This window comes from Rhizobium ruizarguesonis (assembly GCF_012349115.1).
GTDB classification, from domain to species: domain Bacteria; phylum Pseudomonadota; class Alphaproteobacteria; order Rhizobiales; family Rhizobiaceae; genus Rhizobium; species Rhizobium ruizarguesonis.
Genome location: NZ_PQIG01000101.1, coordinates 34,433 through 57,173, shown reverse-complemented (window position 1 = coordinate 57,173; position 22,741 = coordinate 34,433). Strand labels below are relative to the sequence as shown.

Sequence of the window (22,741 nt, the reverse complement as noted above, 5' to 3'; positions counted from 1 at the left end):
TAATTTAGAACAGGATTCAGATTTTAGGCCGACCCGGCCTAAAATCATCCTGTTCTAGGGCGCGTGGATGGGATCAATCACGATTTCAACCATCGACATCGAACGTTCGATTGTCGATGTCGCTGGTATTTGCCGCTGCATGGGTCAAAACGCTACGCCCTTTCTTCGTCGGCTGGAATAATGCGGCGCGACGAAAAAAGTTCCTCCCGTTCCGGAACTTTTTTATCAAGGCGACGTTAACCGCTCATTGAAGCCAATGCCGGCCTGTATGCAGGAGCCATGAATGACACTTTCTACTCGGATTGCGCCGCACCTTCCTTATCTGCGCCGCTATTCCCGCGCCCTTACCGGCACTCAGACTTCGGGCGACGCTTACGTCGCCGCCGTTCTCGAAGCCATCATCGCCGATCTGTCGATTTTCCCGGATACGGCGAATGACCGGGTCGCACTCTACAAACTGTTCACGCAACTGTTTGGTTCCACCGCAGTCCAGATTCCAGAGCCGACCTCGCCCTATGCCTGGGAGCAACGCGCCACGCTGAACCTTTCCAAGGTTTCGCCGCGCGCCCGTCAGGCCTTCCTGCTCGCCTCCGTAGAGAATTTCCGCGTCGCTGAAATCGCCGAAATCCTGGAAACCGAAGAACAGGATGTCATGCATCTGCTCGACGTGGCGTCGCAGGAGATTTCCCGTCAGGTCGCAACCGATATCATGATCATCGAGGACGAACCGCTGATCGCCATGGATATCGAGCAAATGGTCGAGAGCCTCGGCCATCGCGTCACCGGCATTGCCCGTACGCATGCCGAGGCCGTGGCGCTCTACAATAAGACCAAGCCGAGCATGGTGCTGGCCGACATCCAGCTTGCCGACGGCAGCTCTGGTATCGACGCAGTCAACGACATCCTCAAGACGTCGAGCGTGCCGGTGATCTTCATCACCGCTTTCCCGGAACGGCTTCTGACCGGCGAGCGCCCGGAACCGACTTTCCTTGTCACCAAGCCCTTCAATCCCGACATGGTCAAGGCGCTGATCAGCCAGGCTCTTTTCTTCAATGAATCGACCAGAGTAGCCGCCTGAGACGCAATTTTCCGGCCTTCGGAACCAAATCGCCAAAGCAGGCGTTCCGGTGCTACCGGGACGCTCCGGTGGCTTTAACGGTTTTTTGCAGCGCTTTGTTCTAGAGTTGGCAGGCGGTGTCTGTAAGGGCGCTCCCTTCAGCGACGTTCAAGATGTCACAAGGAAAGGCGGCCGCGTGAATACGACTGAACCATTGTCCGGCATGCCTTTCACCTTCGAAGGCAAAGCCGCAATGATGGAACGCGCGCTCGGCAGCGCCGGGATTTCGATCCTCTGCCAGGACGCCCGACTGTCGATCTTCTACGCCGAAAATCTGCCGCCGCATTTCGCAGCGCTCTTTATGCCCGGCGGCAGCGACGCCGCCCTTTTCGGCGACGCCCATGGGCGATATCTGACAGCGCTGAAACACAAGGTGCTGGAAACCGGCATCCCCAACAATGCCGAGGTCGAGATCGATGTCGACGGCGAAAGGCGCACTTATGAACTGAAGATCCAGCGCACCGGCGAACGCGGCGCACATGGACTTCTGTCCGTCATGACTGAAGTCACCGAAAGCCGGCATCGCGAAAAAGTTCTGAAATCGCTGCTGCGCGAACTCTCACACCGCTCGAAGAACCTTCTCGCCATCATCCAGGGCATTGCCACGCAGACGGCACGTAACACGCTCTCTCTCGACAGCTTCCTCCTCAAGTTCCGCGGACGGCTGCAATCGCTTTCCAATTCGCAGGACCTGATCACGGATTCGAGCTGGCGCGGCGCCTACCTCTTCGAACTCGCCGAAAAGCAGTTCGCCCCCTATTGGCCGGAGACGGCCGGCTCCATGCCGATCTATGGCATCAACGCTCATCTGACACCGAATGCCGCCGTGCATCTCGGGCTCGCCCTCCACGAACTCATCGTCAACTCCGCCTCCTTCGGCGCGATATCAGGCGGCGCTGCCTCCATCACGCTGAATTGCCGCGAAGCCACGATCAACGACAGGAAGGCGATCGAAGTCGCCTGGGCGGAAGTTCTGCATGATCAGTCGGAAGTCCACGAATTCAGCGACAACAGCTTCGGCCGCACCGTGCTGGAGCGTGTCGTGCCTTCGTCGGTCAATGGCAGAGCGGAGTTGAACCTCATTCCCGGCCGCATCGAATACCGTCTGACCATTCCGGAAACCGAATTCGAGATCTTCAAGCGGGTGTGAAAGCCCTGGAGACAGCCGAGAACGGAAAAACAGCCGGTGCGAGGGCGGCGCACCGGCTGTCTTCACTCACCGGGAGGGGACCGTGAGTACGTCCGGATAGTGGGTTGGGGGCGCGCATGTTGGGTCGATGCGATCACCATCCGGATATCGCAATAACGACGACATCAAACTTTGGTTCCCTTCCATCCGAAAAAAATTCGACTTTTTTGAATCTTTTTTCGGATGCCCTTCCCTCATCGCGTGCTCAGCCGTTTCACCGATGTAGGCCGAACAAATTTTCCCTTTAAAAACAGCTGATTACTTGCGAGGCAGCAAGGGAAAATCGTCAAAATTTTACCGTTTGATAAATTTTTAAACCTGAGTTACGCTTTCCCTCACAGGCCGTTTACCAATAATGAGGGAACTTCAATGGAACGACTGGAAACCGGGATCCATGCCGGCCGGCTTTCGCCCGCCGAGTATGATGTTAATTTTTCCGATCTTCATCCGCGCCTCGACAATCATGAGGCGCTGGTCGCCGCCGACCGCTGTTATTTCTGCTATGACGCGCCGTGCATGACGGCCTGTCCCACCTCGATCGACATTCCGCTGTTCATCCGCCAGATCTCGACCGGCAATCCGATCGGTTCGGCAAAGACGATCTTCGACCAGAACATTCTCGGCGGCATGTGCGCGCGCGTCTGTCCCACCGAAGAACTCTGCGAGCAGGCCTGCGTGCGCAACACGGCTGAAGAGCGGCCCGTCGAGATCGGCCGCCTGCAGCGCTACGCCACCGATGCCGCCATGCAGGCCGACAAGCAATTCTATGCCAGGGCCGAACCGACTGGCAAGACGATCGCCGTCATCGGCGCCGGTCCTGCCGGCCTTGCCGCCGCCCATCGCCTGGCCGTCAAGGGCCATTCGGTCGTCATCTATGACGCCAGGGAAAAATCCGGCGGCCTCAACGAATACGGCATCGCCACCTACAAGACGGTCGACGATTTCGCCCAGAAGGAAGTCGACTACATCATGTCGATCGGCGGCATTGAAGTCCGCAACGGCGAGCGTCTCGGCCAGGATCTCTCGCTTGCCGATCTGCAGGCGCAGTATGACGCCGTCTTCCTCGGCATCGGCCTTGCCGGCGTCAACGCGTTGCGTGTCGAAGGCGAGAACCTTGCAGGCGTCGATGACGCCGTCGATTTCATCGCGGCACTCCGCCAGGCCGAAGACAAGGGCGAAATCGCCATCGGCCGCCGCGTCGTCGTTCTCGGCGGCGGCATGACGGCGATCGACGCCGCGGTGCAGGCGAAGCTGCTCGGCGCCGAGGAGGTGACGATCTGTTACCGTCGCGGCAAGGAGCACATGAACGCCTCCGAATACGAGCAGGATCTGGCAAGCTCCAAGGGCGTCATCATCCGCCATTGGCTGGCGCCGAAATCGATCCTGTCGCAGGACGGCAAGGTCGCCGCGATCGAGGTGGAATACACCAAAATCGTCGATGGCCGCCTCGTCGGCACCGGCGAGACCGGCGTGATTGCCGCCGACCAGATCTTCAAGGCAATCGGCCAGACCTTCGAAGCCTCGAGCCTGGGTCAGCTGCGCATGGAGAGCGGCCGTATCGCCATCGATGCGGAAGGCCGCACCTCGCTCGACGGCGTCTGGGCCGGCGGCGACTGCGTCTTCGGCGGCAATGACCTCACCGTCTCCGCCGTCGCCCATGGCCGCGATGCGGCCGAATCCATCACTCGTGCCCTTAATGCCGCAGCCGCTCCGGCTGTCGCGGTTGCTTGAAGGGGAGAATGAACAATGGCTGATCTCCGCAATAACTTCGTCGGCATCAAGTCCCCGAACCCGTTCTGGCTGGCGTCGGCGCCGCCGACCGACAAGGCCTACAACGTCGAGCGCGCCTTCAAGGCGGGCTGGGGCGGCGTGGTCTGGAAGACGCTGGGCGAGGAAGGCCCGCCCGTCGTCAATGTCAACGGCCCGCGCTATGGCGCGATCTGGGGCGCCGATCGCCGCCTGCTCGGTTTGAACAATATCGAGCTCATCACCGACCGCGACCTCCACACCAACCTGCGGGAAATGAAGCAGGTGAAGATGAACTGGCCGGATCGGGCACTGATCGCCTCGATCATGGTACCCTGCGAGGAAGAGGCCTGGAAGGCGATCTTGCCCTTGGTCGAAGAGACCGGCGCCGACGGCATCGAGCTCAACTTCGGCTGTCCGCACGGCATGTCGGAGCGCGGCATGGGTTCCGCCGTCGGTCAGGTGCCCGAATATATCGAAATGGTCGTGCGCTGGTGCAAACAGTACACCCGCATGCCTGTCATCACCAAGCTGACGCCCAACATTAGCGATATCCGCCGCCCCGCCCGCGCCGCCAAGGCCGGCGGCACCGATGCCGTCTCGCTGATCAACACGATCAATTCGATCGTCTCCGTCGATCTCGACAACTTCGCCCCCAACCCGACGGTCGGCGGCAAGGGGAGCCATGGCGGTTATTGCGGCCCGGCGGTAAAGCCGATCGCGCTCAACATGGTGGCCGAGATCGCCCGCGATCCCGAAACCTACGGCCTGCCGATCTCGGGCATCGGCGGCATCACCACCTGGCGGGACGCTGCCGAATTCCTCGTGCTCGGCGCCGGCAACGTCCAGGTCTGCACCGCGGCGATGACCTACGGCTTCAAGATCGTCCAGGAGATGATCACGGGCCTCTCCGACTGGATGGACGAAAAAGGCCACCGCAGCCTCGACGACATCACCGGCCGCGCCGTCCCCAACGTTACCGACTGGCAGTATCTGAACCTCAACTACATCGCCAAGGCGAAGATCGATCAGGACGCCTGCATCAAATGCGGCCGCTGCTACATCGCCTGCGAGGACACCTCGCACCAGGCGATCACCAACTTCGTCGATGGCGCTCGCCATTTCGAGGTGATGGATGAGGAATGCGTCGGCTGCAATCTCTGCGTCAGCGTCTGCCCGGTCGAGAACTGCATCACCATGGAGCAGCTTCCCGCCGGCGCCCTCGACAAACGCACCGGCCGCGTGGTCGACCCGAACTACGCCAACTGGACCACGCACCCGAACAACCCGATGGCGCGCCAGGCGGCGGAGTAAGAATCTGCAACGCCGCGGAGTAGATCGATCCGCGGCGTTGTATCCTGCCGCCAACATTCGAAGCGTCAGGCCAGTCTAACCGCCGAATGACTTCCGATAGGCATGCGGGCTCGTCCCGAGCCGCCTGCGGAAATGATGCCGCATCGTCGCCAGTGTTCCAAAGCCGCTGGCGGCGGCGATGTCATCGAGCGAAACAGCAAGTTCCTTCTCCAGCAGATCGCGGGCATGCCGCAGCCGCTCCTTCAGCAGCCATTCGCCGACGCTGAGGCCCGTCGTCGCTTCGAAGCGCCGCTGGAAGGTGCGCATGCTCATGCCGGCTCTTTTCGCAAGCAGGCTGATTGGCTGGTCCTCGGAAAGGCTTTCGCGCATCCATTCGATCAGCGGCCCCAAGCGGATGCCCTCGCGTTCCTCGGGAACCGGCGCGTGAATGAACTGCGCCTGTCCACCTTCGCGGTGCGGCGGCACGACGAGGCGGCGGGCAACGCTGTTTGCGGCTTCCGAACCGAAATCGCCGCGCACCACATGCAGGCAGAGATCGATGCCGGCAGCACTGCCCGCCGCCGTCAGCAGGCTGCCCTCGTCCATGTAGAGAACGTCGGCATCCAGCTTAATGTCGGGATAACGCGCGGCGATCGAGGCGACATAACGCCAATGCGTCGTCGCCCTGCGGTTCGTTAGCAGACCCGACCCGGCAAGAACGGCAACACCTGAGCAAAGCGACATGATCCGTGCGCCGCGTTCATGCGCTGCCTTGAGCGCTGAAACCAGCTGCTCGGGAACGGCGGCATCGATCGACCGCCAACCCGGCACGACGATCAGGTCCGCTTCGTCAAGCACTTCCAGTCCCTTGTCGACTGCGACCGTCAGCCCTCCCGCAGCGCGAAGCGGACCCGGTTCGATGCCGCAGACCGAGAAGCGATACCAGCCTTCGCCCATTTCCGGGCGCGGCAGGCCGAAGACCTCATAGGCGATGCCGAATTCGAAGGTGCAGAGCCCGTCATAGGCAAGTGCGGCGACCAGCGGTCCTTTGGTCTGCTGTGGCAATGAGTTTGGCATGATCTTTACGCTGTCGGTCATGATGGCCAATATCGCAAAGCTCTAGCATCGGCGATACCAGGCGGCAACTTCAGAAAGAGGAAAAACCGATGCCAAGCCCCGTTTCCCAAATAGCTGCTGCAGCTCCGGATGCCGCTGTCGCTCACTTTGCCGCCAAGCTCGCTTTCGAAACCGATTGCTCGGACGTGCATGCCGCCTTTGCGGCCGGGAAAGTCGATTTCGTTCTCCTCGACGTGCGCTCGCCGCAGCTCTTCGCAGAGTCCCACATTCCCGGAGCGATCAACCTGCCGCACGGCAAGATGACGGCGCATCGCATGTCGACATGGGCAAGCGATACACTCTTCGTCGTCTATTGCGCTGGCCCGCACTGCAACGGCGCCGACAAGGCCGCCTTCCGCCTTGCCAACTTCGGCCTCCAGGCCAAGCTGATGATCGGCGGCATGACCGGCTGGGCCGATGAAGGCTTCGCCTTCGAACAGGGCATCCCCGCTGCCGCCGCCTGATGGCCTCCCTTCTCCCCCTACAATTACTGCAGCGGGGAGAAGGGAAAATCGCGACCGTCAGAACTCGACGACCACCTTGCCGAAGGGCCCGCGATAGAGATGATCGAGCGCCTCAGGGAATTCGTCGAAGGCATAACGCTTGTCGATTACAGGCTTCAGCCCGGTCTGGTCGATTGCCCGCACCAGATCTTCCAGCGCACGGCGATGGCCCACGGAAATGCCCTGCACTACAGGCGCCTTGAGCAGCAACGGGCCGGCCGGGCCGGAAACCTCGAACCCCTCGAACACGCCGATGACGGAAATGCGGCCATTGATCGCCACCGCCTTCAGCGCCTGGCCGAGATGCGGGCCGCCGACGATCTCGAGCACGTGATCGGCGCCATAGCCGCCGGTCAACTGATAGAGTTGCTCAACCCAGTCGCCCTCATGGCGGTTGATCGCGTGATCGGCGCCGAGGGCAACGGCGCGCTCGAGCTTCTCGGCGCTGCCTGATGTGATGAACACCTCCGCACCATGCGCCTTGGCGATCTGCAGACCGAAGAGCGCCACACCGCCCGTGCCTTGCACCAGCACCTTGTCGCCGGCCTTCAGACCGCCGCGTTCGATCAGGGCGAACCAGGCAGTCAGCCCGGCGCAGGGTAAGGTGCTCGCCTGCGCCGCGTCGAGCGTGTCAGGTGCACGCGAATACCATTCTTCGGAAAGCACGGTGTATTGCGAGAGGACGCCGGGATAAAAGCCCCCGCGCGTCTTGTAAGGTGGCGTGCGCGCATCGCCCAAGCCGCGTCCGTCGATCCAGTCGGGCGAAAAGGTCGAGATGACACGATCGCCCGGCTTGAAACGGCTGACCTCGGGTCCGACTGCCTCGACGAACCCCGCCATATCGGAAGCAGGCACGAAGGGAAATTGTAGCGGCAACCCCATGCCGCTCTCCAGCACCAGTCGGTCGCGGAAATTGAGCGAGACGGCTTCCGTCCGGACCAGAACCCTGTTTCCCGAAACCGGTTCGAGCCTCCGCTCGCCGATCGTCAGCTGGCGCTCCGGTCCAACCGCGTCGATCTGCCATTGCCGTGTCGTCTGCATTGTCTTGCTCCTTGTTCATTGCAGGGAGGACAAGGATATCGTTGAATATTTCGCACCAGTTGCGATATTAATTCTCCAGAATGGTTCCAAAGAGGAAACAAATGGAACGGCTGAAGGGTATCTCGATCTTTGTCGAAGCCGTCGAGGCAGGTGGCTTTTCGGCTGCCGCCGAGCGGCTCCATCTCACGCGTTCGGCGGTCGGCAAGACGATCGCACGTCTGGAGCAGCGTCTCGGCGTGCGCCTCTTCAACCGCACGACACGCATGCAGAGCCTTACCGAGGAAGGCCGCTTCTTCTACGAGCGCTGCCTGCGGGCGGTCGAGGAAATCCGCCTCGGGGAAGCCATGCTGGAATCCGGCCGGCGTGACGTGCGCGGCCGGCTGCGCATCTCGATGCCCGTGCTTTTCGGCCGCCACTGCATCGCGCCGACCCTCGCACGCCTGCTCGATGAACATCCGAACCTCGAACTCGACCTTTCCTTCAACGACCGTATCGTCGACCTGCTCGAAGACGGCTTCGATCTTGTCATTCGCAACGGGCCGTTGAAGGACAATCCGGATCTGATGGCCCGGGCGATCGCCCGCCAGCGCATGACCGTCTGCGCATCGCCCGCCTATCTGGAAAAACATGGCGCGCCGCAAACGGTGTTCGATATTCCGCGGCATGAAGGCATCGTCTACAGGCGGGGCGATGACGACAAGGGTTGGATATTTCCGACTGCGGCCGATCCCGGGCGGCGGCTGGTGCCAAAGGCGCGACTGCGGCTCGACGACCTCGCTTCGATTTCCGATGCGGCCGTCGCCGGACGCGGTCTTGCCTGGCTGCCCTGCTGGCTGGTCCGTGAGGAGGTGCTGGCAGGCCGGCTCATTCAGGTATTGAAGCACGAACCGGCCAATGTCTTCGATGCCCATGCCGTTTGGCTGCGCTCCCCGGTCATGCTGCCGAAGGTGCGGCTCGCGATCGATACGCTCGCCGCCGGACTGCCGGCAATGATGGGCTGACGCGCTCGCCGCGCATCTGCGAGCGACGAGAAACCCATGTTATTCCTAGGCGTTTCTCTGGAAATAACGCGATACCGCAGTATATCCGCCAAGTCACCGTCCGTTGTGGGCGGTCGCCATATCACTCGGAAAAACGTCAGCATGTCACTTCGCAGCGCCCTCCGCGTACAAACTGCAGATTGCCACGCCGCGGTGGACACCCTCTTCGGCAGTTTCAACCTCTCACGCACCCACGATTATAAGGCTTTCTTGCGCGCGCATGCGCGGGTCGTACCGGCTATCGAACATGCGCTTGAGAATGGAGGAATCGGCCGTCTGCTGCCGGACTGGCCGGAGCGAAGGCGCGCGCATCTATTGGCTGCCGACATAAGGGAACTCGATGATCGATTGCCGGTATTGCTTCCGCAACCGGCATTGCGCAGCGAAGCAGCGGTCTGGGGTGCCGCCTATGTTCTTGAAGGCTCCAAGCTCGGCGGCGCGCTGCTCGCCAAGGTCGTGCCCGACTACTTGCCCAACAGCTACCTGAGCCCCCAAGGCCCGAAGGGCGCCATGCGGCTTTTTAAGGATCGTCTTGACGCGAGCAAAGTGGAGGATCCCAATGCGGCTGTCGCCGCAGCCCGCGATGTCTTCAAGCTCTTCCTCAAAGCCGGGCAAGCCGAATTGGAAGCCGTCCCATGAACGGCACGCACGAACCGGTCGATCTCACCAATTGCGACCGTGAGCCGATCCACCAGCTCGGCTCGGTCCAGCCCTTCGGCTTTCTATTGGCGGTATCCTCAGACTGGATTGTCATGCGCGCCTCCGCAAATCTGGCGGAGTTTATCGGAGTGACAGAGGCCAACGCGATCGGCCGTCCTGTTCTCTCTCTGATTACACCCGAAGCACTCCACACAATCCGCAACAAGCTTACCACGTTGCGCGGTTCGGACGTCGTCGAGCGCATTTTCGGCATTGCTCTGACGTCCGATCAAAACAGGTTCGACCTTGCCGTGCACCTGAACGGAGGTCAGGTCATCATCGAAGGCGAGCGCTGCCAGGAAGACAGGCACGACGCCGCGTCGCTCTCCATGCGCAGCATGATGTCCCGCCTCGACCACACCGAAACACTGGAAGCTTTCTTCCGTGAGGGTGCAAGACAGGCGCGGGCGCTCACCGGTTTCGATCGAGTCATGGTCTATCGTTTCGACGAAAGCGGTTCCGGCGAAGTGGTGGCGGAAGCCGCCCGGGCCGGCATCGGATCATTCCTCGGGCTGCACTATCCGGCTTCCGACATTCCGGTACAGGCGCGCGCGCTTTATCTGCGCAACCTGTTCCGCATCATTGCCGATGTCGACGCCGTCGCGGTCCCGATCCTGCCGCAGCGCGACGAGCACGGTCAGCCGCTCGACCTCTCCATGTCGGTATTGCGTTCGGTCTCGCCGATCCATATCGAATATCTGAAAAACATGGGCGTTGGCGCTTCGCTTTCCATATCGATCGTCGTGGACGGTAAGCTCTGGGGCCTGTTTGCCTGCCATCACTACGGCCCGCGTCTGCCTTCGGCCCAAAGCCGCTCCACCGCCGAACTCTTCGGTCAGATGTTTGCTTCGCGCCTTGAAAGCCGCGAACGGCGGCTGGCTCTCGACTACGAGACCAAGGCGCGCCGCATTGCCGACCGGCTTCTCACCTCCGTCGCAGACAATGCGAGCCTGCTCGACGATCCTGCCTGGCTGATCGAAGCGCTCGCCGATGCCATTCCTGCCGACGGGATCGGCGTCTGGATCAACGGTCGCCTGGCCCTTGCCGGAATCGGCCTGGACGAGAGAGGCTTCGCAGCCCTCGTCCGCCACCTCAACCGCAGCGCCACCGGCCGCATTTATGCCGTGGACAGGCTCACGGAAGCCTATCCGGATCTTGAGGTCGACGATGCGGTGGCAGGCATGCTCGCCATCCCGATCTCGCGTTCGCCGCGCGATTATGTCGTGCTTTTCCGTCAGGAATTGGTGCGCACCGTCCGCTGGGGCGGCGACCCGCACAAGCCGGTGGAATACGGGCCGAATGGCCCGAGGCTGACGCCGCGCAAGAGTTTCGAAGCCTGGTCGGAACTGGTGCGTGGCCGCTCCCTCGCCTTCACGGAGGCCGAGCGCCGTGTCGCCGAAACGATCCGCGTCACATTGATCGAGGTGGTGTTGCGCCTCACCGACGAGGTCAGTATGGCGCGCCAGACGGCAAACGAGCGCCAGGAACTGCTGATTGCCGAGCTGAACCACCGCGTCCGCAATATATTGAGCCTCATCACCGGTATCATCCGGCAGTCGCAGGCAACGTCGGTCGGCCTTGGCGACTACATCCGCCAGCTCGAGGGCCGCATCCAGTCGCTCGCCCGCGCCCATGACCAGATCACCCGCGATCACTGGGCGCCCGCTTCGCTCCGGCAGTTGCTGCTGGCAGAGACCGCCGCCTATCTCGGGAAAAATGCGCAACGCATCCAGATGGGCGGCGAGGATGTGCTGCTGGAACCGCAGGCCTTTTCCACCGCCGCCCTTGTCTTCCATGAACTGATGACCAACAGCGCCAAATATGGCAGCCTTTCCGGCACCGGCAGCGGCACGGTCCAACTCGGCTGGCACCGCGACGACGAGGGCAATCTGCGCATTGGCTGGCGCGAAAAGGATGGTCCGCCCGTTGTCGAACCCACACGCCATGGCTTCGGTTCGACGATCATCCGCCGCTCGATCCCCTATGACCTCGGCGGCAGGGCGGAGGTCCGCTACGTCAAGGACGGGCTCGAAGCGGATTTCTGCATTCCGGCACGACATGTCGTCGGCCCGACGAGCGAACGGTCGAATCCGGCTTCGGTCGGAGCGACCGGACGCAAGACGATTCCCGACGATCAACCGCTCTCCGGCCTGAACGTGCTGCTGGTGGAAAACAATCTGATCATCGCCATGGATGGGGAGGACATCCTGCGCCGCCTGGGCGCCGATGTCGCAACGGCACCAAGTGTCACTGAGGCGATGGAAATTCTGGCCGGCCAGTCCTTCGACCTGGCGCTTCTCGATGTCAATCTTGGCGATGAGACGAGTTTCGGGATTGCCGACAGGCTGGCAGCTGATGGCGTGCCCTTCGTTTTTGCCACGGGCTATGGGGAGGGCATCGCCCAGGCAAACAGCCACTCGGACGCACCCGTGCTGCAGAAGCCTTATACGATGGAAGGCGTGACGGATATTCTTGCCCGGGTGCAGCTTCGCAGGAGCGGGTAAAACCCTCACCCTCCGAGAGGATCCGGTCGCAGCCCGCCGATGAAGAGCTGTTCCAGAAACCGCGCCGCATCCTCGAAACGCCCTTCGCCCGAATGTTCCTGCCCCAGCACCGCGCGCACCTGGACGTCGAAATCCGCGTAATGCTGCGTCGTCGACCAGATGGAGAAGATCAGGTGATAGGGATCGCATTTGACGATCTTGCCTGATTTCGCCCAGGCGCGGATGACCTCCGCCTTCTCGTCGACCAGTTCCTTCAGCGGGCCCTTCAGCTCGTCCTCGATATGCGGCGCGCCCTGCAGCACCTCGTTGGCGAAAAGCCGGCTCTCGCGGGGGAAATCACGGGCCATCTCCAGCTTGCGGCGGATGTAACTGCGGATTTCCGTCTCCGGATTGCCTTCGGCGTCGAAGGCGCGGAGCGGCTCCAGCCAGGTATAGAGCACCCGGTCGATGAGCGCCCGGTGCATGGCTTCCTTGGTGCGGAAATAATAGAGCAGGTTGGGTTTCGACATGCCGGCCACTTCGGCAATCTGGTCGATTGTTGAGCCGCGAAAGCCGCTTGCCGAAAACACATCGAGCGCCGCTTCCAGAATCTGCTCTTCCTTCTCTTCCTGGATTCGCGTCCGCCTCAGGGTTTTCGCTGCTCTCGGTATGGTCACAGGCTGTCGTTTCCCCTTGAAATTCAACTTCTTCGCTCAAGTTTGGGTTGGGGACGACCCTCGCCGCTTCCTTGAGCAACTGCCCGCATTTTTATCGGCGATTTTCGTGATTTTCGTCTTGAGCCCGGCGGTGGAAGTTGTAATGTTTACCAATCGGTCAAATTATCCGTCAGATGTAAAACAAAGGCAACTGGCGATTTTCCGGCGCTCGACAAAACCAATAAGGGGGCGCAGGAAAGGACCACGGGAACAGGCGGGCATGCCTCTTTGCATGACTGCCGCAAACAGGTGAGGGCATAAAGAATGGTGGCAGCACCAGGCGAGAACATGCGCGTCAATGGCGACCGTCTCTGGGACAGTCTCATGGACATGGCGAAGATCGGCCCCGGCATAGCAGGCGGCAACAATCGCCAGACGCTGACGGATGCCGATGCGCAGGGCCGCAGCCTCTTCAAGACATGGTGTGACGATGCCGGTTTGACCTTGGGTGTTGACCGCATGGGCACGATGTTTGCCACCCGCCCCGGCTCCGATCCCGATGCCTTGCCCGTCTATGTCGGCTCGCACCTCGACACCCAGCCGACCGGCGGCAAATATGACGGCGTGCTCGGCGTACTTGCGGCCCTCGAAGTCGTGCGCACGATGAACGATCTCGGCATCAAGACCAAACATCCGATCGTCGTGACCAATTGGACGAATGAGGAAGGCGCGCGTTTTGCCCCTGCCATGCTGGCGTCAGGCGTCTTCGCCGGCGTGCACAGCCTGGACTTTGCCTATAATCGCAGGGACCCCGAGGGCAATCTGTTCGGCGACGAATTGAAGCGTATCGGCTGGGTCGGCGACGAAGAAGTCGGCGCCCGCAAGATGCACGCCTATTTCGAATATCACATCGAGCAGGGGCCGATTCTCGAAGCCGAGGAAAAGCAGATCGGCGTCGTCACCCATTGCCAGGGCCTCTGGTGGCTGGAATTCACGTTGACCGGCAAGGAAGCCCATACCGGCTCGACGCCGATGAACCTGCGCGTCAATGCCGGCCTCGCCATGGCCCGCATCCTGGAAATGGTCCAGGACGTGGCGATGAGCGAACAGCCGGGCGCCGTCGGCGGCGTCGGCCAGGTGTTTTTCTCGCCAAACTCCCGCAACGTCCTGCCGGGCAAGGTCGTCTTCACCGTCGACATCCGCTCGCCCGACAAGGAGAAGCTCGACCGCATGCGGGCAAAGATCGAGGCGAAAGCGCCTGAGATCACCGATGCACTCGGCGTCGGCTGTTCCATCGAGGCGATCGGCCACTTCGAGCCGATCACCTTCGATCCCAAACTGGTCACATCGGTGCGCGACGCCGCCGAGCGGCTCGGCTACAGCCACATGAACATCATCTCCGGCGCCGGCCACGACGCCTGCTGGGCCGCCAAGGTCGCACCGGCAACGATGGTCATGTGCCCCTGCGTCGGCGGGCTCTCGCATAACGAGGCGGAAGAAATCTCCAAGGAATGGGCGACCGCGGGCGCCGATGTGCTGTTTCATGCGGTGGTCGAGACGGCGGAGATCGTGGTGTGATGGCGCCAGACCTGCCAACGACTTATCTCGATTATGCTGATATCTTTAAGTTCGAAACTCAGCGAACTGCCGACGACCTTGCATGGGCTAATGCCAATGCGACGCCGGTGAACGAAGGTCCGTGGGACGATATACCTGGCGTGCAGATCTTCTACATTGGCATCAACACGGCAGGCGAGCGGATCAAGCTTCCGCAAATATCGAGCTTTTGGCGCTATAAACCTTCTAGCATTCAGCTGGCCGATCCAGATGACCGGGACGCGCCCCACCAAACCTATTATGTCACTGGGCGGCCTGGCTCCATTGATATCGTTCGGATCGAACTCGGTCCTTCCATGCCCGGCATACTGATCGAACGTCCCAAGGGCAGCCAACCCGTACAATCAACCGGGCTGATCGATGGCAAGGATTTTTACTTTCGCGAAAGCGATGGTTTTTGGTCTTTGTCTGTCGGTGGCATCGACGTCGTTGAACAGCCCGACTGGTATTACGAGGAAAAGCACGACAAGCCGGATGAGTTGAGTGAGGAGGCCGTCTACAGCCTTATCGCCAAGGGTGCGGCGCTCTTTAGAAACGGCACGCCCACGATGGCAGTGGAGCCGTAAGACAATAAGATCGCAGGGAAAAGGAACAGCAGCCATGACCACAGTCATCAAGAACGGCACCATCGTCACCGCCGACCTGACCTATAAGGCTGACGTGAAAATCGACGGCGGCAAGATCATCGAGATCGGGCAGAATCTCTCCGGCGACGAAACACTCGACGCCTCCGGCTGTTATATCATGCCCGGCGGCATCGATCCACATACCCATCTCGAAATGCCCTTCATGGGCACCTATTCCTCCGATGATTTCGAGAGCGGCACCCGCGCCGCCCTTTCCGGCGGCACGACCATGGTAGTCGATTTCGCCCTGCCCGCCCCCGGCCAGTCGCTGCTCGAGGCGCTGACCATGTGGGACAACAAATCGACTCGCGCCAATTGCGACTATTCCTTCCACATGGCGGTCACCTGGTGGAGCGAGCAGGTCTTCAAGGAGATGGAGACCATCGTCCGCGACAAGGGCATCAACACCTTCAAGCACTTCATGGCCTATAAGGGCGCGCTGATGGTCGACGACGATGAGATGTTCGCCTCCTTCCAGCGCTGCGCCGAACTCGGCGCCTTGCCGCTGGTGCACGCCGAAAACGGCGACGTCGTCGCCTCGATGTCGGCAAAGCTGCTCGCCGACGGCAACAACGGCCCCGAGGCGCATGCCTATTCCCGTCCCGCCGAAGTCGAGGGCGAGGCCACCAATCGCGCCATCATGATCGCCGACATGGCCGGCTGCCCGGTCTATATCGTCCATACCTCCTGCGAACAGGCGCACGAAGCGATCCGTCGCGCCCGCCAGAAAGGCATGCGCGTCTACGGCGAACCGCTGATCCAGCACCTGACGCTCGACGAAAGCGAATATTCCAATCCCGACTGGGATCATGCCGCCCGCCGCGTCATGTCGCCACCCTTCCGCAACAAGCAGCATCAGGACTCGCTGTGGGCCGGCCTCGCCTCCGGCTCGCTGCAGGTGGTCGCGACCGACCATTGCGCCTTCACCACGGCGCAGAAGCGTTTTGGCGTCGGCGACTTCACCAAGATCCCGAACGGCACCGGCGGCCTCGAAGACCGCATGCCAATGCTCTGGACGCATGGCGTCAACACCGGCCGGCTGACGATGAACGAATTCGTTGCCGTCACTTCAACGAACATTGCCAAGATCCTCAACATCTATCCGAAGAAGGGCGCGATCCTTGTCGGCGCCGATGCCGATATCGTCGTCTGGGACCCGCAACGTTCCAAGACCATTTCGTCCAAGGCCCAGCAGTCGGCGATCGACTACAACGTCTTCGAAGGCAAGGAAGTGACCGGCCTGCCGCGCTATACGCTGACGCGCGGCGTCGTCGCGATCGAGGAAGGCGCGATCAAGACCCGCGAGGGCCACGGCGAATTCGTCAGGCGCGAGCCGGTCACGGCTGTCAGCAAGGCGCTTTCCCAGTGGAAGGATATCACCGCGCCGCGCAAGGTGACGCGGAGCGGTATTCCGGCAAGCGGCGTATGACGATGGCGCATGACGATACGGCCATCAACCGGGGACCGCTGCCTCTATGCCAATGACCTCACGCCGGCACCAAAGCGTCCAACTCCGGCAGAAGCACGACGCTTTCCTGCTCGTTCGGATCGGTGCGCGCGATGATCGCCGTGCACGGCGTGCTGCTGAGGTTCGCCGGCAGGTGCGGCACGCCGGCCGGGATATAGAAAAGTTCGCCGGCATGGACGATAACGTGATGCTCGAGCCGATCTCCGTACCAGGTATGGGCCTCGCCGGAGAGCATGTAGATCGCCGTCTCGTGCGCCTCGTGCAGATGCGCCTTGGCGCGCACGCCGGGCGGGATCGTCAACAGATGCATGCAGATGCCCTTGGCGCCGACCGTTTCGGCGGCGATGCCTGCGAAATAGCTCAGCCCCTGCTTGCCGTCATAGGCATGATTGGGGCGAACGATGTGGCAGGTGGGCTTTGATGTCACGTCCATCCTCATCCTCCATGGAGTGTGTCGTCGATAAAACCGGCGGTAATAATAGCACGCAAACCGCGTTCCCGCGGCGAAAACAAGACTGGTCGCATTGATGCAAGCACCCTCCGTCGTATCCGCCAAGGATCTCTGTCTCACCTACCAGGCCAATGATGGCCCGGTGAGTGCACTGAGCAATGTCAATCTCGATGTCCGCAAGGGCGATTTCGTCTCTTTCATCGGCCCGTCGGGCTGCGGCAAGACCACCTTCCTGCGTGTCATCGCCGATCTCGAAAAGAGCACCTCGGGCGAGATCTCGATCAACGGTATGACGCCGGAGGAGGCGCGCAAGGCCCGCGCCTACGGCTATGTCTTCCAGGCGCCGGCGCTCTATCCCTGGCGGACCATCGAAAACAACATCGCCCTGCCCTTGGAGATCATGGGCTATTCCGGCGCCGACCGGACGCGGCGCATCGCCGAAGCGCTCGATCTCGTCAGTCTTTCGGGCTTCGAGAAGAAATTCCCCTGGCAGCTTTCCGGCGGCATGCAGCAGCGCGCCTCGATCGCCCGCGCACTCGCCTTCGACGCCGATCTGCTGTTGATGGACGAGCCCTTCGGCGCCCTGGACGAGATCGTCCGCGACCATCTGAACGAAGAGCTGCTGAAACTCTGGACCCGCACCAACAAGACGATCTGCTTCGTCACCCATTCCATCCCCGAGGCAGTCTACCTCTCGACCAAGATCGTGGTGATGTCTCCGCGCCCGGGCCGCGTGACCGATGTGATCGACTCGACTCTGCCGGCCGAACGACCGCTCGACATCCGCGAAACCCCCGAGTTCCTGGAGATCGCCCATCGCGTCCGCGAAGGGTTGAGGACGGGACACGCATGAGGAATAGGGGTTTGATTTCCAGGCTCAGCAGGCCAAACACCACATGGGAGCGAATCCTATGAAACCCGACACCTTCAAGGACAAGATCGTCCCCGTCACCACCATCCTGCTGGCCCTCGTCGTCATCTGGTATGTCGCCGCCATCCTGATGAACGCGCCGTTCCAGCGCGACATGGACGGCCGCGCCGGCGTTACACCTACGACCCTCGAATTCATCGGCAAGACGCTGGCGCAGCCGAAGCCGATCCTGCCGGCGCCGCATCAGGTGGCGCAGAACGTCTACGAGAACACCTTCCTGCGCAGCCTTTCGAGCAACCGCAGCCTCGTCTATCACAGTTGGGTAACGCTCTCCTCCACTCTGCTCGGCTTCGGCTTCGGCATGCTGCTCGGCATCCTTCTCGCCGTGCTGATCGTCCATAACCGCGCCATGGACCGCTCGCTGATGCCCTGGCTGGTGGCGAGCCAGACCATACCGATCCTCGCCATCGCGCCGATGATCGTGATCATCTCCTATAACGTGCTGACCGGCGACAATGCCATTGCACATCTCCTCAATCTCGATTCCGACGCTTCCCGGCTCGTGTCGAAGGCGCTGATCTCCACCTACCTCTCCTTCTTTCCGGTCGCCGTCGGCATGGTGAAGGGGCTGCGTTCGCCTGAGATCATGCATCTCGACCTGATGCGCACCTATTATGCCAGCCCGATGCAGACTTTCTGGAAGCTGCGCGTTCCAGCCTCGATCCCTTTCCTCTTCACCTCGATGAAGGTTGCGATTGCCGCCAGCCTCGTCGGCGCCATCGTCGGTGAGTTGCCGACGGGGGCTGTCGCCGGCATCGGCTCGAAGCTGCTCGCCGGTTCCTATTACAGCCAGACCATCGATATCTGGGCGGCCCTCGTCGCCGGATCGCTGCTTGCCGGCATCCTGGTCGCGATCGTCGGTGTTGCGGCGAAAATCGTTGACCGCGCCATGGGCGGGAGGCCGGCATGAGACATCTGACCTTCTCCTGGCAAGCCGTGGTTGCCCTCTTCCTCTGCGTCGGAGCACTGACGGCCCTGCCGCTCCTGGCCGACGGCGCGACGCGACCCCTCACTGACGGCACGGCAAGCCTCATTTTCATCATCGTCGCCGCGGCTGCCCTGCTGTCTCTAGCGCCGCAGCCGCCGGCCTATCGTGCCACCGTGCTGTTTATCGGCGCGCATGGGGCTGCCTGGATGCTGCTTTCGGCTCTTTCCGGCAACGAGGGCGCGGCGACGCGGGCTTTCTTCCTGCTGCTCTTCGCCTGCTGGCTGCTTGCCTGGCGATGTGTCACCGAGCTGTCGAAACTGCAGCCCGTCACCACTTCCGGCAAGTCAGCACTCCAGCTCCTGATCCCGGCGATCTTCGGCGCCTGGATCCTCATTCTCTGGGAGGCGGTCACACGTGGCGCCGGCGTTCCCTTCATCCTGCTGCCGCCACCGAGCGCCATCGGCGCGCGGTTCATGGCATCGCTGCCGATCCTCGGCGCGGACGTCAGGCAGACGATCTTCAAGGCGGTGCTGATCGGTTATATCGTCGGCTGTCTCAGTGGCTTCGTCGTCGCGGTGCTGGCCGACCGCATCGCCTTCCTGCGCCGCGGCCTTCTGCCGATCGGCAACATGGTTTCAGCGTTGCCGATCATCGGCGTCGCCCCTGTCATGGTCATGTGGTTCGGCTTCGACTGGCCGTCGAAGGCCGCCGTCGTCATCATCATGACCTTCTTCCCGATGCTGGTGAATACCGTCGCCGGCCTTGCCGCCTCCGGCAGCATGGAGCGCGACCTGATGCGCACCTATGCCTCCGGCTATTGGCAGACGCTGCTGAAACTCAGGCTTCCGGCGGCAATGCCCTTCATTTTCAATGCACTGAAGATCAACTCGACGCTGGCGCTGATTGGTGCCATCGTTGCGGAATTCTTCGGGACGCCGATCGTCGGCATGGGCTTCCGTATCTCCACCGAGATCGGCCGCATGAATGTCGACATGGTCTGGGCGGAAATCGCCGTCGCGGCGCTGGCCGGCTCGATCTTCTATGGCATCATCGCCCTGACCGAACGGGCGGTGACGTTCTGGCATCCGTCTATCCGTGGTGGCTAGGCGCGCGCGGGCTCCAGAAACGGGTCCGGGCATAACTTCAGAGGGTAAGGATAAGAAAATGAGAAAGTTGATGGTTGCAATGATGGCGAGCGCGATGTCGCTCGCATCGGCCCATGCCATGGCCGCCGACAAGGTGGTGCTGCAGCTGAAATGGGTCACGCAGAGCCAGTTCGGCGGTTACTACGTCGCCAAGGAAAAGGGCTTCTATAAGGAAGAAGGCCTCGACGTCGACATCAAGCCGGGTGGCCCCGATATCGCCCCCGAGCAGGTGATCGCCGGCGGCGGCGCCGATGTCATCGTCGACTGGATGGGCGGCGCCCTGGTTGCCCGCGAAAAGGGCGTTCCGCTCGTCAACATCGCCCAGCCCTACCAGAAGGCGGGCCTGGAAATGGTCTGCCGCAAGGACGGCCCGGTCAAGACCGAAGCCGACTTCAAGGGCCACACGCTCGGCGTCTGGTTCTTCGGCAACGAGTATCCCTTCTTCGCCTGGATGAACAAGCTCGGCCTGTCCACAGAAGGCGGTCCGAACGGCGTCACGGTGCTGAAGCAGAGCTTCGACGTGCAGCCGCTTGTCCAGAAGCAGGCCGACTGCATCTCCGTCATGACCTATAACGAATACTGGCAGGCGATCGATGCCGGCTTCAAGCCGGAAGAACTGACGGTCTTCAACTACACTGAAATGGGCAACGACCTTCTCGAAGACGGCCTCTATGCGATGGAAGACAAGCTGAAAGACCCGGCCTTCAAGGAGAAGATGGTCAAGTTCGTCCGCGCTTCGATGAAGGGCTGGAAATATGCCACCGAGAATCCGGACGAAGCCGCCGAGATCGTCATGGACAATGGCGGCCAGGACGACAACCATCAGAAGCGCATGATGGGTGAAGTCGCCAAGCTGGTCGGCGACAGCTCCGGCAAGCTGGACGAGGCCCTCTATGCTCGCACGGCAAAGGCACTGCTCGACCAGAAGATCATCAGCAAGGAGCCGTCGGGCGCCTGGACGCACGACATCACCGACGCCGCTTCCAAATAATTTCGGCAGGATTGCGAAGCAAAACGCGCGGGAGATTTCCCGCGCGTTTTGTCTTTTTCTGGAGCATGATGCCGAAAAGTGTCCGCGGCATTCGGACGACATTCTCTATCTATTTGATTTAGATGATGATTCAGATTTCCGGTCGGTCGGCCTAAATCATCTGCATCCAACAACCGAAAAAAATGCCTTGCAACTGTCGCATTTATCGGGCGTCAAACGTCTTAGGGATGAGGCGCGATCAATCTTCGTAATGTTGACATAACCTTGCGGTGATTGATTGACGTCGGAATGGTAATTATTATCGCCTAATGGGGAATTGTTTTCTGCCGGACTTGTAGATCGAGCAAATCGATACCACCTACAAGCCGAATTTGCCGGCGAGGGATGAAGACGGCAAAGGATCGGCGGATACCTCTGAGAATGCAGGAAGGGCAGTGGCCTGATCGCGCGCTGAGTGGCAGACGCTCGAGTTCGGCCAACCTTATCACAAGATTGGACGAAGACGCATGGCACGCAAGCCGATTGGAATTCTAGGCGCCTCTACTCTTTTTGCAGCGGCACTTGCTGCATCCACCGCATTTTCGCAGGAGACGCCGGTCGCAAAGCCGCAGCAGAACCTGCCGGCGATCGTCGTCACCCAGGCGACGAACCGGACCCTCGTCGACCGCGTCATCGGCACGGGAACGGTCAAACCCGTCGAGGAAGTCTATATCCAGCCGCAGGTCGAAGGCCTCTCCATCCGCACGCTGAAGGCCGATGTCGGCGACAAGGTTGAGGCGGAAAGCACGCTGGCCACGCTGAACGACGACGCGCTGATCCTGGATCAGAGCCAGATGCTGGCGACGAGAGCCAAGGGTGAGGCAAGCCTTGCCCAGCTGCGCGCCCAGCTCATCGAGGCGCAGGCCAATGCCGAACAGGCAAGACAGCAGCAGGCCCGCGCCCAGGAAATGGGTAAGAAGGGCACGGTCTCCACCGCCCAGGTCGAACAGGCCGATGCGACTGCCGCCGCCGCCAATGCCCGCGTATCCTCCGCCGAACAGGCGATCGAAGTTTCCGTAGCCGATCTCAAGGTCTTCGACAGCCAGATCGCCGATGCCGATCTGAAACTGGCGCGCACCGATGTGAAGACACCGGTCTCCGGCACGATCTCGGCCAAGAACGCCAAGGTCGGCGCCATCGCCGCCGGCAACGGCGATCCGCTCTTCACCATCATTCGTAACGGCGATATCGAACTCGTTGCCGAAGTCGCCGAAAGCGACATCGTCAGGGTCATGGCCGGTCAGAAGGCGACGATTTCGCTCTCCGGCAGCCGCGAGAAGCTGTCCGGCTCCGTGCGCCTGGTCTCGCCGACCGTCGATCCGGTCACCCGCCTCGGGCTCGTCCATATCTCCATCGACGACGACAGCAAGGCGCGCTCGGGCATGTATGGCAGCGCCGAGATCATCGTGCGCGAGACTGAGGGCGTATCGCTTCCGCTGACCGCCGTGCTGACCAGCAATGAAGGCTCCTCCGCTCGCAGGGTCGAGGATGGGGTGGTGAAATACGCCAAGGTCGAGACCGGCATCCAGGACGGTGCCTATGTCGAGATCGTCAATGGATTGAAGACCGGCGATGAGGTCGTGGCCAAGGCGGGCGCCTATGTCCGTGACGGTGACCACATCACTCCGGTGCGTGAACAGCCCCCGGCTTCCAACTAAAGAG

The 22,741-nt window shown here is 61.4% G+C and carries 20 protein-coding genes; 16 read left to right on the top strand and 4 right to left on the bottom strand.

Annotation, left to right across the window (positions count from 1 at the left end; translation table 11 throughout):
* Positions 1-283: 283 nt before the first annotated feature.
* The 4 genes from C3Y91_RS27645 (at position 284) to preA (ending at position 5,366) form a co-directional block, all read left to right on the top strand.
* On the top strand, positions 284-1,078 hold the full coding sequence (locus tag C3Y91_RS27645) for a response regulator (protein ID WP_003542253.1): 795 nt from the start codon (positions 284-286) through the stop codon (positions 1,076-1,078).
* 193 nt (positions 1,079-1,271) lie between these two features.
* Complete coding sequence (locus C3Y91_RS27640) at positions 1,272-2,267, top strand: sensor histidine kinase (protein ID WP_174827145.1); 996 nt, start codon at positions 1,272-1,274, stop codon at positions 2,265-2,267.
* A 408-nt stretch (positions 2,268-2,675) separates the two neighbouring features.
* Positions 2,676-4,037 (top strand): NAD(P)-dependent oxidoreductase, encoded by a 1,362-nt coding sequence (locus C3Y91_RS27635; protein WP_168576047.1) that lies wholly within the window; start codon positions 2,676-2,678, stop codon positions 4,035-4,037.
* A 15-nt stretch (positions 4,038-4,052) separates the two neighbouring features.
* Positions 4,053-5,366: an NAD-dependent dihydropyrimidine dehydrogenase subunit PreA gene (preA, locus tag C3Y91_RS27630; RefSeq protein ID WP_168576046.1), complete on the top strand. Its 1,314-nt coding sequence runs from the start codon at positions 4,053-4,055 to the stop codon at positions 5,364-5,366.
* A gap of 75 nt (positions 5,367-5,441) precedes the next feature.
* On the opposite strand, the gene ftrA is transcribed toward preA, so the two are convergent.
* Positions 5,442-6,443: a transcriptional regulator FtrA gene (gene ftrA, locus C3Y91_RS27625; protein WP_130656068.1), complete on the bottom strand. Its 1,002-nt coding sequence runs from the start codon at positions 6,441-6,443 to the stop codon at positions 5,442-5,444.
* A 68-nt stretch (positions 6,444-6,511) separates the two neighbouring features.
* Between ftrA and C3Y91_RS27620 the strand changes: the two genes are divergently transcribed.
* The gene (locus tag C3Y91_RS27620; RefSeq protein ID WP_130656069.1) at positions 6,512-6,925 is read left to right on the top strand and encodes a rhodanese-like domain-containing protein; all 414 of its coding nucleotides are present in this window, start codon (positions 6,512-6,514) and stop codon (positions 6,923-6,925) included.
* 57 nt (positions 6,926-6,982) lie between these two features.
* Here C3Y91_RS27620 and C3Y91_RS27615 read toward each other — a convergent pair whose 3' ends face one another.
* A complete protein-coding gene (locus C3Y91_RS27615) occupies positions 6,983-8,005 on the bottom strand; it encodes a zinc-dependent alcohol dehydrogenase family protein (RefSeq protein WP_130656070.1) in 1,023 nt (340 codons plus the stop codon).
* 101 nt (positions 8,006-8,106) lie between these two features.
* Here C3Y91_RS27615 and C3Y91_RS27610 point away from each other — a divergent pair, with 101 nt between their 5' ends.
* The 3 genes from C3Y91_RS27610 (at position 8,107) to C3Y91_RS27600 (ending at position 12,248) form a co-directional block, all read left to right on the top strand.
* On the top strand, positions 8,107-9,006 hold the full coding sequence (locus C3Y91_RS27610; RefSeq protein ID WP_130656071.1) for a LysR family transcriptional regulator: 900 nt from the start codon (positions 8,107-8,109) through the stop codon (positions 9,004-9,006).
* Positions 9,007-9,147: 141 nt separating this feature from the next.
* Positions 9,148-9,684 carry a biliverdin-producing heme oxygenase gene (locus C3Y91_RS27605; protein ID WP_164567806.1) on the top strand — a complete coding sequence of 179 codons (537 nt, stop codon included), beginning with the start codon at positions 9,148-9,150 and terminating at the stop codon, positions 9,682-9,684.
* A complete protein-coding gene (locus C3Y91_RS27600) occupies positions 9,681-12,248 on the top strand; it encodes an HWE histidine kinase domain-containing protein (RefSeq protein WP_168576045.1) in 2,568 nt (855 codons plus the stop codon). The genes C3Y91_RS27605 and C3Y91_RS27600 overlap by 4 nt, the downstream gene beginning before the upstream one ends.
* Before the next feature lie 5 nt (positions 12,249-12,253).
* Here C3Y91_RS27600 and C3Y91_RS27595 read toward each other — a convergent pair whose 3' ends face one another.
* Positions 12,254-12,931 carry a TetR family transcriptional regulator C-terminal domain-containing protein gene (locus C3Y91_RS27595; protein WP_018073741.1) on the bottom strand — a complete coding sequence of 226 codons (678 nt, stop codon included), beginning with the start codon at positions 12,929-12,931 and terminating at the stop codon, positions 12,254-12,256.
* 276 nt (positions 12,932-13,207) lie between these two features.
* Between C3Y91_RS27595 and C3Y91_RS27590 the strand changes: the two genes are divergently transcribed.
* The 3 genes from C3Y91_RS27590 to hydA are packed head-to-tail and all read left to right on the top strand — an operon-like array spanning position 13,208 to position 16,555.
* Positions 13,208-14,461, top strand: a complete 1,254-nt coding sequence (locus C3Y91_RS27590) for a Zn-dependent hydrolase (protein ID WP_024319388.1) — start codon at positions 13,208-13,210, stop codon at positions 14,459-14,461.
* Positions 14,461-15,066: a hypothetical protein gene (locus tag C3Y91_RS27585; protein ID WP_130682190.1), complete on the top strand. Its 606-nt coding sequence runs from the start codon at positions 14,461-14,463 to the stop codon at positions 15,064-15,066. Before C3Y91_RS27590 ends, C3Y91_RS27585 begins: the two co-directional genes overlap by 1 nt.
* A 34-nt stretch (positions 15,067-15,100) precedes the next feature.
* Complete coding sequence (hydA, locus tag C3Y91_RS27580; protein WP_168576044.1) at positions 15,101-16,555, top strand: dihydropyrimidinase; 1,455 nt, start codon at positions 15,101-15,103, stop codon at positions 16,553-16,555.
* Positions 16,556-16,613: 58 nt separating this feature from the next.
* Here hydA and C3Y91_RS27575 read toward each other — a convergent pair whose 3' ends face one another.
* The gene (locus tag C3Y91_RS27575) at positions 16,614-17,027 is read right to left on the bottom strand and encodes a cupin domain-containing protein (RefSeq protein ID WP_018073737.1); all 414 of its coding nucleotides are present in this window, start codon (positions 17,025-17,027) and stop codon (positions 16,614-16,616) included.
* A gap of 94 nt (positions 17,028-17,121) precedes the next feature.
* Here C3Y91_RS27575 and C3Y91_RS27570 point away from each other — a divergent pair, with 94 nt between their 5' ends.
* The 5 genes from C3Y91_RS27570 (at position 17,122) to C3Y91_RS27550 (ending at position 22,737) form a co-directional block, all read left to right on the top strand.
* Positions 17,122-17,898, top strand: coding sequence for an ABC transporter ATP-binding protein (locus C3Y91_RS27570; RefSeq protein WP_020397631.1), 777 nt, complete (start codon positions 17,122-17,124; stop codon positions 17,896-17,898).
* 58 nt (positions 17,899-17,956) lie between these two features.
* A complete protein-coding gene (locus C3Y91_RS27565; RefSeq protein ID WP_094087570.1) occupies positions 17,957-18,886 on the top strand; it encodes an ABC transporter permease in 930 nt (309 codons plus the stop codon).
* Positions 18,883-20,010 (top strand): ABC transporter permease, encoded by a 1,128-nt coding sequence (locus C3Y91_RS27560; RefSeq protein WP_168576043.1) that lies wholly within the window; start codon positions 18,883-18,885, stop codon positions 20,008-20,010. The genes C3Y91_RS27565 and C3Y91_RS27560 overlap by 4 nt, the downstream gene beginning before the upstream one ends.
* A gap of 58 nt (positions 20,011-20,068) precedes the next feature.
* On the top strand, positions 20,069-21,040 hold the full coding sequence (locus tag C3Y91_RS27555; protein ID WP_018073734.1) for an ABC transporter substrate-binding protein: 972 nt from the start codon (positions 20,069-20,071) through the stop codon (positions 21,038-21,040).
* Positions 21,041-21,546: 506 nt separating this feature from the next.
* On the top strand, positions 21,547-22,737 hold the full coding sequence (locus C3Y91_RS27550) for an efflux RND transporter periplasmic adaptor subunit (RefSeq protein WP_130662095.1): 1,191 nt from the start codon (positions 21,547-21,549) through the stop codon (positions 22,735-22,737).
* Positions 22,738-22,741 lie beyond the last annotated feature (4 nt).

Coding starts and splice junctions, on each gene's coding strand:
- C3Y91_RS27645 (WP_003542253.1), top strand. CDS start 284: ATGACACTTTCTACTCGGATTGCGCCGCACCTTCCTTATCTGCGCCGC.
- C3Y91_RS27635 (WP_168576047.1), top strand. CDS start 2,676: ATGGAACGACTGGAAACCGGGATCCATGCCGGCCGGCTTTCGCCCGCC.
- preA (WP_168576046.1), top strand. CDS start 4,053: ATGGCTGATCTCCGCAATAACTTCGTCGGCATCAAGTCCCCGAACCCG.
- ftrA (WP_130656068.1), bottom strand. CDS start 6,443: ATGACCGACAGCGTAAAGATCATGCCAAACTCATTGCCACAGCAGACC.
- C3Y91_RS27620 (WP_130656069.1), top strand. CDS start 6,512: ATGCCAAGCCCCGTTTCCCAAATAGCTGCTGCAGCTCCGGATGCCGCT.
- C3Y91_RS27615 (WP_130656070.1), bottom strand. CDS start 8,005: ATGCAGACGACACGGCAATGGCAGATCGACGCGGTTGGACCGGAGCGC.
- C3Y91_RS27610 (WP_130656071.1), top strand. CDS start 8,107: ATGGAACGGCTGAAGGGTATCTCGATCTTTGTCGAAGCCGTCGAGGCA.
- C3Y91_RS27605 (WP_164567806.1), top strand. CDS start 9,148: ATGTCACTTCGCAGCGCCCTCCGCGTACAAACTGCAGATTGCCACGCC.
- C3Y91_RS27600 (WP_168576045.1), top strand. CDS start 9,681: ATGAACGGCACGCACGAACCGGTCGATCTCACCAATTGCGACCGTGAG.
- C3Y91_RS27590 (WP_024319388.1), top strand. CDS start 13,208: ATGGTGGCAGCACCAGGCGAGAACATGCGCGTCAATGGCGACCGTCTC.
- C3Y91_RS27585 (WP_130682190.1), top strand. CDS start 14,461: ATGGCGCCAGACCTGCCAACGACTTATCTCGATTATGCTGATATCTTT.
- hydA (WP_168576044.1), top strand. CDS start 15,101: ATGACCACAGTCATCAAGAACGGCACCATCGTCACCGCCGACCTGACC.
- C3Y91_RS27575 (WP_018073737.1), bottom strand. CDS start 17,027: ATGGACGTGACATCAAAGCCCACCTGCCACATCGTTCGCCCCAATCAT.
- C3Y91_RS27570 (WP_020397631.1), top strand. CDS start 17,122: ATGCAAGCACCCTCCGTCGTATCCGCCAAGGATCTCTGTCTCACCTAC.
- C3Y91_RS27565 (WP_094087570.1), top strand. CDS start 17,957: ATGAAACCCGACACCTTCAAGGACAAGATCGTCCCCGTCACCACCATC.
- C3Y91_RS27560 (WP_168576043.1), top strand. CDS start 18,883: ATGAGACATCTGACCTTCTCCTGGCAAGCCGTGGTTGCCCTCTTCCTC.
- C3Y91_RS27555 (WP_018073734.1), top strand. CDS start 20,069: ATGAGAAAGTTGATGGTTGCAATGATGGCGAGCGCGATGTCGCTCGCA.
- C3Y91_RS27550 (WP_130662095.1), top strand. CDS start 21,547: ATGGCACGCAAGCCGATTGGAATTCTAGGCGCCTCTACTCTTTTTGCA.